We start from the raw sequence: 15,287 nt of genomic DNA, 5'->3' as shown, positions 1-15,287 counted from the left end.
ATTTCAACACACAAGACGCTCGTGAGGGCGAAAATATAATTGAATCTATGAATAAATATTTTACTTATCTTATCGCGATTACGTCTGGTTTACTCGGTGTTTTTGCCTTCTCGCCATTTGATTATTGGCCTTTAGCCTATGTGTCTTTACTCGGTTTACTTTATGTCGCTAAAAATCCTAAAAAATCCACCGCACTTTTAGCGACGTTTTTGTGGTCGATGGGATTTTTCTGTTTTGGGGTGAGTTGGCTTAATGTCAGTATTCACCAATTTGGCGGTGCGTCTTTAGGTGTAAGTTATTTCCTTGTCGGTTTACTTGCAGCTTATCTTGCTCTATACCCGATGCTCTTTACCTATTTGGTTCAGCGTTTCAACGTTCAAAGTGCGGTAATTTTTGCCGTGATTTGGACATTGACGGAATTTTTACGAGGTTGGATTTTTACCGGTTTTCCTTGGCTTCAGTTTGGTTATACACAAATTGACAGCCCATTTTATGGCATCGCTCCGATTTTTGGGGTAACAGGATTAACGTTCTTTACCGTTTGGGCAAGTGCGGTAATTTTTAATTTTGTTTTGTCTTTGTTTAAAACGAAAAATCTTAAATTAGTCTTGGCGAATGTTTTGTTATTGATCATCGTGGGGGGATTAAGTGCTTATTCATCCCGAATTCACTTTGTAAAAGCTGTTGAAGATAAGGCAATTTCAGTCACGCTTGCTCAAGGCAATATTGAACAAAATCTCAAATGGGATCCGGCTTATTTCTATTCTACTTTGGAGATTTATCAAAAATTAATCGCAAAAAATCTTGGTAAAACAGATTTAATTATTTTGCCTGAATCAGCGTTGCCAACTCTTGAAAATGTGATTACGCCATTTTTTGAAGGTTTAGATCGAGCTGCTAAAGAAACGAAAACGGAGATAATGGTTGGAACCGTATTCCAAGATACGAAATCTGGTAAGTTGCTTAATTCTATTATGACTGCTGGGAACCCAGACTTTCCTTATCTGCCAGATACGTCAAATCGTTATAGTAAACATCATCTCGTGCCGTTCGGTGAATATGTTCCGCTAGAAAGTATTTTGCGACCACTTAATTCTGTGTTTAATTTGCCGATGTCTGCATTTCAAAGCGGGGATGCTATTCAGCCATCTTTAATGGCAAAAAAACGCGCTTTTTCGCCAGCAATTTGCTATGAGATTATTTTCGGTGAACAAGTGCGGCAAAATTTGAAACAAGATACAGATTATTTGCTCACAATTTCTAATGACGCTTGGTTTGGTGATTCGATTGGACCTTGGCAACATTTACAGATGGCAAGAATGCGAGCTTTAGAACTGGGTAAACCGCTTATTCGTGCAACGAATACCGGGATTTCAGTCTTTGTTGATGCACAAGGTAAGGTGTTAGCGCAGGCACCGCAGTTTATTGAAACAACGTTGACGCATAACATTGCACCAGCGGAAGGCAAAACCCCTTATTCTGTGTTGGGAAATATGCCTTTATATGCTTTATCATTGTTGTTTTTAGTATTACACGGCATGATGGAGGTTGTTCGTCGTAAGATGAACCTTTCACAAAAATGGTAGTCAAAACGACCGCACTTTTTATTTATAAACGAGATTTTAATGAATCAAAATCTAATTAAAGTTAAGAATCTCACCTTTAAACGCGGTGATCGCGTGATTTACGATAACCTGAATTTGCAAGTAAAAAAGGGAAAAATCACTGCGATCATGGGGCCGTCCGGGATTGGTAAAACCACCTTACTTAAATTGATAGGTGGGCAGCTAATACCAGAACAAGGTGAAATTTTGTTTGATGGGCAAGATATTTGTCGTCTATCTAATAGTGAACTGTACGAAGTACGCAAGCGGATGGGGATGTTATTTCAATCCGGTGCGCTTTTTACGGATATTTCTACTTTTGATAATGTCGCCTTTCCAATTCGTGAACATACGCATTTGCCTGAAAGTTTAATTCGTCAAATCGTATTGATGAAATTGGAGGCGGTTGGGTTGCGAGGCGCAGCCGCATTGATGCCTTCAGAACTTTCTGGTGGTATGGCTCGTCGAGCTGCATTAGCGCGCGCTATTGCACTTGACCCTGATTTAATTATGTTTGATGAGCCATTTACTGGGCAAGATCCAATCAGTATGGGCGTAATTTTGAGCCTCATTAAACGATTAAATGAAGCGTTAAATTTGACTTCTATCGTCGTGTCACACGATGTGGAGGAAGTATTGAGTATTGCAGATTATGCCTATATTATTGCAGACCAAAAAGTCATCGCAGAAGGAACATCTGAGCAGCTTTTACAAAGCCAAGATCCGCGAGTGGTGCAATTCTTAAAAGGTGAATCTGATGGTCCAGTGCGCTTTAAGTACCCAGCGCAAGATTATGTGAAGGAATTGTTTGAATGATCGTCAATTTTATTTCTGCTTTAGGAAAACAGGTGATCGACTTTTTCCGTGCATTAGGGCGAGCAGGTTTTATGTTATTTGGCGCATTGATCGGCAGGCCACAAATTCGTAAGCATTTTCCTTTGCTTGTGAAGCAAATGCATGTTTTAGGTGTCCAATCGTTACTCATTATTTTGTTGTCCGGTTTATTTATTGGAATGGTATTAGGACTACAAGGTTATGTTGTGTTAGTCGATTTTTCTGCTGAAACAAGTTTGGGGCAGCTCGTAGCGCTTTCTCTTTTACGAGAATTAGGGCCTGTTGTTACCGCACTTTTATTTGCTGGTCGAGCAGGTTCTGCATTGACCGCTGAAATAGGCTTAATGAAAGCGACTGAACAACTTTCTAGTCTTGAAATGATGGCTGTTGATCCTTTACGTCGAGTGATTGCACCTCGTTTTTGGGCAGGAGTTATTTCCATGCCAATTTTGTCAATCTTGTTTATCGCGATTGGTATTTGGGGCGGTTCCTTAGTTGGTGTGGATTGGAAAGGTGTTGATTCAGGTAGCTTTTGGTCTGTGATGCAAAATTCCGTGAGTTGGAGCTATGATATTTTAAATGGCTTTATTAAAGCGATTTTCTTTGCTGTAGCCGTGACTTGGATTGCGCTTTTTAATGGTTATGATTGTATGCCAACATCAGAAGGTATCAGCCAAGCTACAACACGAACAGTTGTTCATGCCTCTCTTGTTGTTCTAGGATTAGATTTTATTTTAACTGCTATTATGTTTGGAGCAGGTTAAGGATTTTTTATGAGACAAACAATTAAATATGAATTTTGGGTAGGGTTATTTTTATTACTTGGTATTGGCGCCTTAGTTTTTTTAGGTTTACGCGTAGCCAACGTACAAGGTTTTGGTGAGACGAAATCTTATACTGTGACGGCAACTTTTGATAATATTGGTGGACTTAAAGTACGTGCACCATTAAAAGTTGGTGGAGTGGTTATTGGGCGCGTGAGCGGTATTACACTTGATGAAAAAAGCTATTTACCAAAAGTCAGTATCGCAATTAATCAGGAATATAATGAAATCCCAGAAAACAGTTCTTTATCAATTAAGACATCTGGCTTATTGGGTGAGCAATATATTGCATTAACAATGGGATTTGATGATGGTGAATCGGCTATGCTTAAAGAGGGTAGCCAAATTCAAGACACAAAATCTGCTATGGTGTTGGAGGATTTAATCGGCCAATTCCTTTACGGCGATAAAAAATCTGATGGTAACAGTGAAAAGACTGAGCCTAAAGGGCAATAACAACTAACATTTATTTAGGAGATTTATGATGAAATTTTTCCAAGTGAAAAAATGGTTTGCAATTTTAACCTTAGTATTTACCGCACTTTTTGCTGCTGGTACTGCTATGGCTGAAACAAGCCCTTATGTATTGATGCAACAAGCATCAGATAAATTGTTTTCTGATATTCAGGCAAATCAAAGCCAGATTAAAAAGAATCCAAATTATCTACGTACTATCGTTCGTAATGATTTGCTGCCTTATGTTCAAGTCAATTATGCAGGTTCTTTAGTTTTAGGTTCTCATTTCAAATCTACTACACCTGAACAACGTGAAAAATTCTTTAAAGCTTTTGGTGATTTTATTGAACAAGCTTATGCACAAGTATTAACGGCATATTCAAATCAACAAATCCAGATCGAGCCAGAAAAAGCATTAGGCGATAAAAACTTAGTAAATATTCGTGTGAATATCATTCAAGTTAATGGAGCTGCGCCAATTAAATTAGATTTTAAATGGCGTAAAAATAGTAAAACTGGCGAATGGCAAGCTTATGACATGGTTGCTGAGGGCGTGAGCATGGTTGTGACAAAACAACAAGAATGGAGTGGTATCTTACGTCAACATGGCATTGATGCATTAACTGCACAAGTACAAAAATCAGCAGCCCAACCTGTAACATTAAGCAAATAATCTTGTTGCCATGTTAAATTGGGATTTAAAGAAAAATGATGATAAGATAGCGCTCCTTTTGTCAGGGGAGCTATCTCGCAACACGTTGTTGCCTATGTGGCAGCAACGTGATGTTTTTTTATCAGCTAATGCGCTGGATAAAACAGTTGTTGAATGGGATTTGTCTGGTATTCAACATATTGATTCAGCAGGTTTTGCAGCTCTTTGTGATTTTTTACAAGAGTGTCAAAAGCTTAACAAAACAGTGCGATTAGTTTATCCACCAAAACAATTATTAACCCTTGCAGATCTTGTTGGTTTGTCTGATTGGATCGCAAATTTTACAGATCTTAATTAAACGGAAATTTGATGGAACTTCAAGAAATTGAACGAATTTTAAAAGATGCGCTAAACGTAGAAGAGGTTTATGCTCAAGGTGAAAATGCGCATTTTGGCGTGATTGTAGTGAGTGATGAAATTGCTGCACTTTCTCGCGTAAAACAACAACAAACAATTTATGCTCCGTTAATGGCTTATTTTACTACTGGCGAAATTCACGCGTTAACAATTAAAACTTATACCACTGAAAAGTGGAAACGTGATCGTGCATTAAACCAACTTAATTAAGGATTCAAAAAATGGAAAAATTTCGTGTTTATGGGCAATCTCGTTTAAGTGGAACCGTGAATATTTCAGGTGCAAAAAATGCCGCACTTCCAATTCTTTTTGCCGCTATTTTGGCAACAGAACCCGTTAAACTCACGAATGTTCCTGCGCTTAAAGATATTGAAACCACTTTGAAAATTTTACGTAAATTAGGCGTGGTGGTAGATCGTGATGAAACTGGTGCAGTTTTATTAGATGCATCGAATATTGATCATTTCACTGCCCCTTATGAATTGGTTAAAACCATGCGTGCTTCAATTTGGGCATTGGCGCCTTTGGTTGCTCGTTTTCATCAAGGCCAAGTATCGTTACCTGGTGGTTGCTCTATCGGTGCTCGTCCAGTTGATCTCCATATTAGTGGTTTAGAAAAATTAGGCGCAGACATCGTTCTTGAAGAAGGATATGTAAAAGCACAAGTATTAGATCGTCTTGTGGGCACTCGAATTGTCATGGAAAAAGTGAGCGTAGGTGCAACTTTATCTATTATGATGGCAGCAACGCTTGCGAAAGGAACCACTGTGATTGAAAACGCGGCTCGTGAGCCTGAAATTGTAGATACCGCTGACTTCCTTAATAAAATGGGTGCGAAAATATCTGGTGCAGGTTCTGATCATATTACGATTGAAGGTGTTGAACGTTTAACTGGTTGTGAGCATAGTGTCGTGCCAGATCGTATTGAAACGGGTACATTCTTAATTGCCGCAGCAATTTCGGGCGGTCGTGTTGTTTGTCAAAATACTAAGGCTGATACCTTAGATGCAGTGATTGATAAACTTCGTGAAGCTGGCGCTCAAGTTGATGTTACTGAGAATAGTATCACTTTAGATATGCTTGGAAATCGCCCTAAAGCAGTGAATATTCGTACTGCGCCACATCCAGGTTTCCCTACTGATATGCAGGCTCAATTCACCTTATTAAATATGGTGGCAGAGGGCACAAGTATTATTACTGAAACGATTTTTGAAAATCGTTTTATGCATATTCCTGAATTAATTCGCATGGGCGGAAAAGCAGAAATTGAAGGGAATACTGCGGTATGTCACGGTGTTGAACAGTTATCTGGCGCCGAAGTAATGGCGACAGATTTACGTGCATCAATCAGTTTGGTTCTTGCAGGTTGTATCGCAACAGGTGAAACCATTGTAGATCGTATTTATCATATCGATCGTGGCTATGAACATATCGAAGATAAATTACGTGGCCTAGGTGCAAAAATTGAACGTTTTTCTGGAAGTGATGAAGAGTAATTAGCTACTCCACTTTTCTATTAGAAATTACAAGTTTATTTATAATCTTAAATTTCTACTAATGCCTTTCTCTAGAAAGGCATTTTTTTACTGAAATTTTATAAGGGTAGATTGAACACATTGTTTAGAAACCTGTTTTTCTGCAAGAAAGTGCGGTAGATTATTTTCTTATTTTGATAGTAATCTGTCATATCGCTTTTTTATAACTAAAATTTATAAACTATAAATAAATAATCTTGTTTTTTCATAAGTTTGGTTTTTATAATCACGTCTAGTCAAACACAACACAAGGAAGAAAAAATGAAAAAATTACTTTTTACAACCGCACTTTTAAGCGCTGGTATTGCTTTCTCAACATTTTCTCACGCAGGTGAAATTGCTGACCGCGTTGAAAAAACTAAAACTTTATTAGTGGGAACTGAGGGTACTTATGCGCCATTTACTTTCCATGATAAAAGTGGAAAATTAACAGGCTTTGATGTAGAGGTTATTCGTAAAGTTGCTGAAAAGCTCGGTTTGAAAGTGGAATTTAAAGAAACACAATGGGATGCAATGTATGCGGGGTTAAATGCAAAACGTTTTGATGTGATTGCAAACCAAACTAACCCAAGCCCAGAGCGTTTAAAAAAATATAGTTTCACAACGCCTTATAATTATTCTGGTGGGGTGATTGTAACAAAATCATCGGATAACAGTATTAAATCATTTGAAGATTTGAAGGGGCGTAAATCTGCGCAATCTGCAACAAGTAACTGGGGTAAAGATGCAAAAGCAGCAGGCGCGCAGATTCTTGTAGTGGATGGTTTAGCACAGAGCTTAGAGCTTATTAAACAAGGCCGTGCAGAGGCAACAATTAATGATAAATTGGCGGTATTAGATTATTTTAAACAACACCCAAATGCTGGTTTAAAAATTGCTTATGACCGTGGGGATAAAATTCCGACTGCCTTTGCTTTTTTACAAGGTGAAGATGCATTGATTACAAAATTTAATCAAGCACTTGAAGCACTTCGCCAAGATGGTACATTAAAACAGATTTCAATTGAATGGTTTGGTGATGATATTACTCAATAATTGGTTAGCGAGTCTTCCATTTATGAGCGCAGAACGAGCTGATTATGTAATCAGCTCGTTTTGGCCTATGTTGGAAGCAGCAATTTTATACACATTGCCATTGGCAGTCATTTCCTTCTTCTGTGGTTTGCTTATTGCAGTGATTGTTGCAGTTATTCGTACTTTGCCTAGCCCTAATTTACCCTTAAAATTGTTACAGGCTTTATGTCGAGTGTATATCTCTATAATTCGAGGTACACCGATGTTAGTACAAATTTTTATTATTTTTTATGGATTACCTGAAGTTGGTATTACTTTAGAGCCCTTTCCAACAGCGATTATTGCATTTTCTATTAATATTGGTGCTTATGCAGCAGAGACAGTTCGTGCTTCAATTATTGCTATACCTAAAGGACAGTGGGAAGCCTCTTATGCGATAGGTATGAATTATCGACAAGCATTTATTCGTACAATTATGCCACAGGCTTTACGTATTTCAGTACCATCGCTTTCTAATACTTTTATTAGTACAGTGAAAGACACTTCATTAGCTTCTCTTGTTTTAGTGACAGAATTATTCCGTGTTGCACAGAATATTACGGCAGCAAACTATGAATTTATTTTAATTTATAGTGAGGCAGCTTTGATTTATTGGATTTTCTGTTTTGTTTTATCTTTCTTACAAGATCGTCTTGAAATTCGCTTATCTCGCCATTTATAAGGAATGTTTATGTTAAAAGTAACCGATATTCAAAAAAACTTTAATGGCAATGATGTATTAAAAGGCATTGATTTTGAGATAAATAAAGGTGAAGTTGTCGCTATTTTAGGTCCCTCAGGCTCAGGGAAAACGACATTTTTGCGTTGCCTAAATTTGTTAGAACGCCCAGAGCAAGGTAAGTTAGTTTTTACTGATGGTGATTTGAAAATTGATTTTAGTCGAAAAATTACGAAATCGGATGAATTAAGTTTACGCCGTCGTTCATCAATGGTATTTCAACAATATAATTTATTTCCTCATCGTTCCGCCCTTGAAAATATCATGGAAGGAATGGTTGTCGTACAAAAACAAGATAAGGCTCAGGCTAGAGAAAAGGCTCTTAGCTTGTTAGAAAAGGTAGGGCTAAAAAATAAAGCGGATTTATTCCCATCCCAACTTTCTGGCGGTCAGCAACAGCGAGTTGGAATTGCCCGAGCCATTGCGGTAAAACCTGATATTATTTTATTAGATGAACCTACATCGGCGTTAGATCCCGAATTAGTTGGCGAGGTGTTACAAACACTAAAAATGCTTGCTCAAGAAGGCTGGACAATGATTATTGTTACGCATGAAATGCAGTTTGCGAAAGATGTTGCGGATCGTGTAATTTTTATGGCAGATGGGAATATTGTAGAACAAAATACAGCAGATAAATTCTTTACTTGCCCACAACACGAGCGAACTAAACAGTTCTTGCTACAAGCAAAAATACCACTTGAGCCAGATTATTGTATTTAAAGTGCGGTAAATTTTTAGAGAGTTTTCTGAATAATGGATTATTTAGGATTTGATTGAAATGTGATGAATTTCACAAGTTGAGAATTAAATTTCTCTGAATCTTTACATTATCAACGCACAATGCAAGAATGATCGCATTCAAATTTAAGTCAACAGGAGTAAATCATGACTTTGTCAGAACGTTTAAAACAAGAATTTGTTTCTGGTTGGAAACCTTTTGAGGTAGTTTGGCTTGCGCTTTTCATCATTGCACAGATTTGGGCTTATGTACAAGCGCCAGATTCTTGGTTAGCAATGATTTCTGGTATTTCCGGTATTTTGTGTGTGGTATTAGTAAGTAAAGGTAAAATTAGTAATTATTTCTTTGGATTAGTTTTTGCTTACACTTATTTTTATGTCGCTTGGGGATCAAATTTCTTAGGCGAAATGAATACCGTACTCTATGTATATTTGCCATCTCAATTTATTGGTTACTTCATGTGGAAAGCCAATATGCAAAATAGTGATGGTGGAGAAAGTGTAATTGCAAAATCTTTAACTGTTAAAGGATGGATGACATTAATCGTTGCGACTACGGTTGGGACCTTGCTTTTTATTCAAGCATTACAAGCGGCTGGCGGTAGTTCAACTGGTTTAGATGGTCTAACCACAATTATTACGGTTGCTGCACAGATTTTAATGATTTTGCGTTATCGTGAACAGTGGTTGTTATGGATTGCTTTAAATGTCCTTTCTATTTTCTTATGGGCAGAAACACCAGCCATGTACTTAATGTATTCAGCCTACTTACTTAACTCGTTGTACGGTTATTATAACTGGACGAAATTGGTTAAACGTATCTAAACATACTTAAGCAAACTTAGAAACAAAGAAGAGCGGTAATTTTACCGCTCTTTTTTCTTTGCTTTGAAGATTAACGCATGGTCACGAATTCTTCTGAACCCGTTGGGTGAATAGCCACGGTGTTATCAAAATCAGCTTTTGTTGCGCCCATTTTGATTGCGACGGCAAATCCTTGAATCATTTCATCTACACCGAAGCCAATACCGTGTAAACCTACAATTTTTTCATCCTTGCCCACACAAACTAATTTCATTTTGCACGGTTGGCGATGTTGAGTGACTGCAGTGTACATTGCAGTGAAAGAGGATTTATATACCTTAACATTTTCAGCACCATATTGTTCGATAGCTTGAGGTTCAGTTAAACCTACAGTGCCGATTGGTGGATGGCTGAATACAACGGTTGGAACTAAATTGTAATCTAAATGTTCAGTCGGTTTATTATTGAATAAACGCTCAGAAAGGCGACGACCTGCTGCAACTGCAACTGGTGTTAATTCAATGCCGTTTTCGATAATATCGCCTACCGCATAAATGCCTTTCACATTAGTATTTTGATATTTATCTACTTTGACATAGCCGCGTTCATTCGTTTCTACGCCAGCATTTTCTAAGCCAATTGTATCTGTCGCTGGAACACGACCTGCCGCCCAAATAACACAGTCCACAGTAATATCAGATTGACCATCACATTTTACTGTAAGAGATCCATCTGCATTTTTAACAATTTCAGATGGAGTGGAATTGGTATGTAATTGAATTCCATCTTGCGCAAGCACTTCCACTAATGTTTCTACGATTAATGGATCTTGATTACGCATTGGTGCATGGCGACGTACTAATAAATGCGTTTCCACGCCTAGGCTGTTTAATACACCAGAAAGTTCAACGGCAATATAGCCAGCCCCGATAACAGCAGCGCGTTTTGGTAATTCGGTTAATGCAAAGAAACCATCTGAATCAATGCCGTATTCTTGTCCTTTAATGTTTGGACGATATGGACGACCACCGGTTGCGATTAAAATATGATCTGCGGTTACTTGTTCTTTTGTACCATCAGCAAGTGCTACTTCAATAGTATGAGCATCTACAAATTTTCCGAAACCGTTAATTACATCAATGTTATTTTTCGCTAATACATTGTTATAAGATGTATGAATACGACCAATATAGGCTTGGCGACTTTCAATCAGTTTTGAAAAATCAAATTTTTTCACTTCAACATCAAAGCCATAATCTGGCGCATAATTGTTAATTGCTTCTGCAATATGTGCACCATAAAACATTACTTTTTTAGGTACGCAACCTACATTTACACAAGTACCACCAAGATGTTTTGCTTCAATGATTGCGCATTTTTTTCCATAGCTTGCAGCACGATTTAGAGAAGCAATACCGCCACTGCCACCGCCAATAGCGATGTAATCATAATGTTTAGTCATAGTTTGATCCTTTTTTGAACTCAAAAATTTTCCGTATTTTGCCTAATTTTTATAAAGAATGCTATAAATTGATGTAATTGGTCATTATTAATAATCGTTCTATCCCCTTTTCTTTTTTAACTTTGATATGTTATCCTTTTTCCGTTACGAATCATTCTCATTTTAAGATGTTTAAACGGCGATACTTAGTTTTTCTATTAGTTTTACTTTCCGCTATTTCTCTTTTTCTTGGCATAAGTACGGTTAATTTACAGGGATTGCTCTATTTTAAAGGCAATCAATGGCAGATTCTTCTTGATAGTCGTGTGCCACGTTTAGTGAGTATTTTGATTGCGGGCGCGTCGTTGAGTATTTGTGGCTTGGTGATGCAGCAACTGAGCCGAAATCGTTTTGTATCGCCAACAACCGCTGGCACAATGGATAGCGCGCGTCTTGGGATTTTGCTGGCAATTCTATTTTTTCCAGGTGCCTCGATGCTGCTGAAAACCACTATCGCGGTACTGGTGTCTTTCCTTGGCTCGCTGTTATTTATGACGATCCTATCCCGTCTGAAGTTCAAAGATACGATTTTTGTACCTTTAGTAGGGATGATGTTCGGCAATATCATTAGTTCGATCACTGCTTTTATCGCTTATCAACAAGATTTGTTGCAGAACCTTTCCGGCTGGTTACAAGGAGATTTTTCTCTTGTCATGAGCGGTCGCTACGAGCTGCTTTATTTCAGCATCCCGATGTTGATTGTGTCTTATCTGTTTGCGCATCGTTTTTCTATCGTCGGAATGGGTAAAGATTTCGCTACTAATCTAGGATTAAATTATAACCAAGTGCTTTATGTTGGCTTGATGATTGTGGCAACGGTGTCGTCGATTATTATTGTATCTGTCGGCGTAATTCCTTTTTTAGGCTTGATTGTGCCGAATCTCGTCACATTGTATTTGGGCGATAACTTGAAAAAAAACCTTTCTCACACCGCACTTTTAGGGGCTGTTTTTGTGTTGTTCTGCGATATTTTGGGGCGCGGCCTAATTTACCCTTACGAGATTTCTATTAATGCTGTTGTTGGTGTGATTGGCAGCGGAATTTTCTTGTATTTTTTACTGAAACGGGAGCGTTATGCGTAAATCATCGTTCCTTCATTTAGTGACTTTAGGGATTCTGGTGCTCGTGAGCATTTCCTTATATCTTGGCTATCATTTACCAATCCGCTGGCAATATGCTTTAACCAATCGCGCTTTATCGGTAACGGCAATTATCGTGACAGGCATTGCGATTGCGTTAGCTACGATGCTTTTCCAAACGGTGGTAAATAATCGTATTCTCACGCCGAGCATTTTAGGGGTGGATTCACTGTATTTATTAATCCAAACAGGCATTTTGTTTTTATTCGGTTCGAACACGCTACTTTCCATCAATCCGATTACGCTTTTTCTCGGCAGTACTAGCGTGATGATTTGCTTTATGCTTGCACTCTATCATTTTCTGTTCAAAAAGGAATCACAGAATATTTTCTTTTTATTGCTCGTCGGGATTGTGTTTGGCACGTTTTTTGGCAGCCTGACGATCTTTATGGAAGTATTGATTGACCCCAATGAATTCCAAATCTCGCAAGATATTGGCTTTGCCAGTTTCAACCGAATTAATACTCATATTCTTTGGTTAGCGTTGGTGATTTTGATTGTCGTCATGCTGTTTAGCTTGCGTTATTGGAAATACTTGGATGTGCTGGCACTGGGGCGCGAACAGGCGATTAATTTGGGCGTGGATTATCAACCGATGATAAAAAAACTGCTGATTATTGTGGCAATTTTAATGTCTGTTTCCACCGCACTTGTGGGACCATTGACTTTTTTAGGCTTGCTGGTGATGAATGTGACCTTTGAATTTATGCGTGATTATCGTCATAAATTCCTTATTCCGGCAGCCATGTTACTTTCCGTTTTTACCTTAGTAAGCGGACAATTTTTATTGGCGCAAGTGTTTACTTTCAGCACACCACTGAGTGTGATCATTAATTTTGTGGGCGGCATATATTTCCTTTCTCTGTTATTAAGAGCAAATAAAAAATGGCAATAGAAATCAAACATATTCATAAATCTTACGGCATAAAAAAAGTGGTGGATGATGTATCACTCACCATTCCCACTGGGAAAATTACATCTTTTATCGGCCCGAATGGTGCAGGAAAAAGCACTCTTCTAGGCATTATCAGCCGATTGTTAGCAGCCGATAGCGGCGAAGTGTATCTGAATAATCAGTTACTGAATGAACAAAAAAGTACTGACATTGCTCGTCAATTAGCCATCTTAAAACAATCTAATCACATTAATTTGCGCATTACTGTGGAAGAATTGGTGGCATTCGGTCGTTTTCCTTACTCTAAAGGAAATCTCACCGAAAACGACCGCACTTTTATCAGCAACGCTATTGCTTATATGAATTTAGATGAAATTCGTCATCAATACATTGAAAACCTAAGTGGTGGACAACGCCAGCGCGCTTATATTGCGATGACTTTAGCGCAGGATACAGATTATATTTTGCTCGATGAACCGCTCAATAATTTGGATATGAAACATTCCGTGCAAATTATGCAGGTGCTGCATAAACTCGTCACGGAGCTGAATAAAACCGTCGTGATTGTGATTCATGATATCAATTTTGCGTCCTGTTATTCTGATTATATTATCGCCATGAAACAAGGTAAGCTCGTTGCGCAAGGTTCTGTGGAAGAAATGATGCAATCACCAGTGCTGCAGGATATTTACGAAATGACGATTCCGATTCAAGAAATTGATGGGAGAAGGATTGCGGTTTATTTTCGTCAGGAATGATCTTTTATTAAATAAAAATTATCTTGCCCTTCCACTGCTTGTGGGGAACAAAATACATAGCATTTTGAGTATTGGCTTTGCCAACGAACCCTATCGGGTGAACGTAGCGAATAACGTGCTGAAAGGGAGGAAGGGGCCATATAGGGTTCCCCTCTCAACTTGCGCACCTCCTCTGTAAACAGGGTGAGCGAAGCATTCTTTACCTTAATAACATTACACAAGGAAACACTATGAAAACATTGAAAAAACTCACCGCACTTAGCATTGCAGTTTTCGCAGCGGCAACGGCAAACGCACAAGACATAACCGTAAAAAATGCAGCTGGTGAACAAATCGTGCCACAAAATCCACAAAAAGTGGTGGTGCTGGATTTTGGCGTAGCGGATACCATCCGCGCCTTAGGCGATGCTGGTAAAATCGTGGGCTTCCCGAAAGCAGGGCATATTCCAGAGTATTTAGCTGAGTTCAACCAAGACAAATTCAAAAACGTCGGCACCCTACCTGAACCAGCATTTGAAGCCATCAACGAACTCAATCCGGATTTAATTATCGCCGCGTCGCGCCAACAAAAATTGTTGGATAAATTGAAAGAAATCGCGCCGGTGTTCTATGTACAAAACGACTACGCCAATTATTACCCAAGTTTCCAAGAAAATGTGACCGCGCTTGGTAAAATTTTCAATAAAGACGCCGTGGCAAAAGAAAAATTGGATGCTTTAGAAAACAAAGTAGCGCAAGTAGCAAAAGATGCGAAAGGCAAAACGGCGTTGCTAGTGTTAGTAAATGAAAGCAAAATCAGCGCCTTTGGCGACAACTCGCGTTATAGCATGGTGTATCAAAAATTTGGCTTTAAACCGGCGGATCCGAATATTAAATCTTCCACTCATGGAATGAGCGTTGGTTTTGAATATATTTTAGAAAAAAATCCAGATTATTTACTTGTGGTGGATCGCACTGCGGTAGTCACCGACAAAGTAAACAATGCGCAAAAAGTGCTTGATAATTCCCTCATCCAACAAACAAATGCATTTAAAAACAACCATATAGTATATTTAGATGCCGCAAATTGGTATTTGGCTTTTGGAGGATTGGAATCCATGGAGATTATTGCTGCGGAGCTTGAAAAAGCGGTGAAATAAACGCAATATTTTTCTTTTTTGATAAGTCGGCGGTTCTTTTGGCTCGCCGATTTTCTTTTTCACTCAAAAATCTAAATTTACACTTTACTAAATTAATGCAAATCATTATCATTAATGTGATTTTAGGATGTTCTCTATTCTTTCTTTTTTATAATTATTCAGTGACGTAAGCAAATGGAGAAATGTATGGAACACAAGA

17 protein-coding genes are annotated in these 15,287 nt (G+C 38.3%); 16 read left to right on the top strand and 1 reads right to left on the bottom strand.

What is annotated here, in order from left to right; translation table 11 throughout:
- Nucleotides 1-47 precede the first annotated feature (47 nt).
- The 12 genes from lnt (at nucleotide 48) to pnuC (ending at nucleotide 9,677) form a co-directional block, all read left to right on the top strand.
- Nucleotides 48-1,586, top strand: a complete 1,539-nt coding sequence (gene lnt, locus AC6H22_RS05515; RefSeq protein WP_118817115.1) for an apolipoprotein N-acyltransferase — start codon at nucleotides 48-50, stop codon at nucleotides 1,584-1,586.
- 39 nt (nucleotides 1,587-1,625) lie between these two features.
- Nucleotides 1,626-2,420 (top strand): phospholipid ABC transporter ATP-binding protein MlaF, encoded by a 795-nt coding sequence (mlaF, locus tag AC6H22_RS05510; RefSeq protein WP_118817114.1) that lies wholly within the window; start codon nucleotides 1,626-1,628, stop codon nucleotides 2,418-2,420.
- On the top strand, nucleotides 2,417-3,202 hold the full coding sequence (mlaE, locus tag AC6H22_RS05505; RefSeq protein ID WP_118817113.1) for a lipid asymmetry maintenance ABC transporter permease subunit MlaE: 786 nt from the start codon (nucleotides 2,417-2,419) through the stop codon (nucleotides 3,200-3,202). The genes mlaF and mlaE overlap by 4 nt, the downstream gene beginning before the upstream one ends.
- Nucleotides 3,203-3,211: 9 nt before the next feature.
- Nucleotides 3,212-3,718, top strand: coding sequence for an outer membrane lipid asymmetry maintenance protein MlaD (gene mlaD / locus AC6H22_RS05500; RefSeq protein ID WP_118817112.1), 507 nt, complete (start codon nucleotides 3,212-3,214; stop codon nucleotides 3,716-3,718).
- 28 nt (nucleotides 3,719-3,746) lie between these two features.
- Nucleotides 3,747-4,391, top strand: a complete 645-nt coding sequence (gene mlaC / locus AC6H22_RS05495) for a phospholipid-binding protein MlaC (RefSeq protein ID WP_192877056.1) — start codon at nucleotides 3,747-3,749, stop codon at nucleotides 4,389-4,391.
- 10 nt (nucleotides 4,392-4,401) lie between these two features.
- Nucleotides 4,402-4,728, top strand: a complete 327-nt coding sequence (locus tag AC6H22_RS05490; RefSeq protein WP_118817111.1) for an STAS domain-containing protein — start codon at nucleotides 4,402-4,404, stop codon at nucleotides 4,726-4,728.
- 11 nt (nucleotides 4,729-4,739) lie between these two features.
- Nucleotides 4,740-4,997 (top strand): BolA family protein, encoded by a 258-nt coding sequence (locus AC6H22_RS05485; RefSeq protein ID WP_005631356.1) that lies wholly within the window; start codon nucleotides 4,740-4,742, stop codon nucleotides 4,995-4,997.
- An 11-nt stretch (nucleotides 4,998-5,008) separates the two neighbouring features.
- Nucleotides 5,009-6,283, top strand: a complete 1,275-nt coding sequence (murA, locus tag AC6H22_RS05480; RefSeq protein WP_009499784.1) for a UDP-N-acetylglucosamine 1-carboxyvinyltransferase — start codon at nucleotides 5,009-5,011, stop codon at nucleotides 6,281-6,283.
- A 300-nt stretch (nucleotides 6,284-6,583) separates the two neighbouring features.
- Nucleotides 6,584-7,357, top strand: a complete 774-nt coding sequence (locus tag AC6H22_RS05475) for an amino acid ABC transporter substrate-binding protein (RefSeq protein WP_009499785.1) — start codon at nucleotides 6,584-6,586, stop codon at nucleotides 7,355-7,357.
- Nucleotides 7,341-8,057 (top strand): amino acid ABC transporter permease, encoded by a 717-nt coding sequence (locus AC6H22_RS05470; protein WP_005633396.1) that lies wholly within the window; start codon nucleotides 7,341-7,343, stop codon nucleotides 8,055-8,057. The genes AC6H22_RS05475 and AC6H22_RS05470 overlap by 17 nt, the downstream gene beginning before the upstream one ends.
- 9 nt (nucleotides 8,058-8,066) lie before the next feature.
- Entirely contained in the window at nucleotides 8,067-8,834 is a 768-nt protein-coding gene (locus AC6H22_RS05465) for an amino acid ABC transporter ATP-binding protein (protein WP_118817110.1), read from the top strand.
- 165 nt (nucleotides 8,835-8,999) lie between these two features.
- A complete protein-coding gene (gene pnuC / locus AC6H22_RS05460; protein WP_118817109.1) occupies nucleotides 9,000-9,677 on the top strand; it encodes a nicotinamide riboside transporter PnuC in 678 nt (225 codons plus the stop codon).
- Nucleotides 9,678-9,747: 70 nt separating this feature from the next.
- Here pnuC and gorA read toward each other — a convergent pair whose 3' ends face one another.
- Nucleotides 9,748-11,118 (bottom strand): glutathione-disulfide reductase, encoded by a 1,371-nt coding sequence (gene gorA / locus AC6H22_RS05455; RefSeq protein ID WP_118817108.1) that lies wholly within the window; start codon nucleotides 11,116-11,118, stop codon nucleotides 9,748-9,750.
- Nucleotides 11,119-11,285: 167 nt separating this feature from the next.
- On the opposite strand from gorA, the gene AC6H22_RS05450 reads away from it, so the two are divergent.
- From AC6H22_RS05450 to AC6H22_RS05435, 4 genes are all read left to right on the top strand, one after another.
- Nucleotides 11,286-12,239, top strand: coding sequence for an ABC transporter permease (locus AC6H22_RS05450; RefSeq protein ID WP_118817107.1), 954 nt, complete (start codon nucleotides 11,286-11,288; stop codon nucleotides 12,237-12,239).
- On the top strand, nucleotides 12,232-13,191 hold the full coding sequence (locus tag AC6H22_RS05445) for an iron chelate uptake ABC transporter family permease subunit (RefSeq protein ID WP_118817106.1): 960 nt from the start codon (nucleotides 12,232-12,234) through the stop codon (nucleotides 13,189-13,191). Before AC6H22_RS05450 ends, AC6H22_RS05445 begins: the two co-directional genes overlap by 8 nt.
- Nucleotides 13,182-13,949, top strand: a complete 768-nt coding sequence (locus AC6H22_RS05440; RefSeq protein WP_118817105.1) for an iron ABC transporter ATP-binding protein — start codon at nucleotides 13,182-13,184, stop codon at nucleotides 13,947-13,949. Before AC6H22_RS05445 ends, AC6H22_RS05440 begins: the two co-directional genes overlap by 10 nt.
- A gap of 230 nt (nucleotides 13,950-14,179) precedes the next feature.
- Nucleotides 14,180-15,088: a siderophore ABC transporter substrate-binding protein gene (locus tag AC6H22_RS05435; RefSeq protein ID WP_118817104.1), complete on the top strand. Its 909-nt coding sequence runs from the start codon at nucleotides 14,180-14,182 to the stop codon at nucleotides 15,086-15,088.
- Nucleotides 15,089-15,287: the final 199 nt, after the last annotated feature.

The organism is Haemophilus sp. THUN1690, from assembly GCF_059704375.1.
Note: the sequence above shows the minus strand (reverse complement) of the source record. Positions and strands in the feature narration are given on the sequence as shown.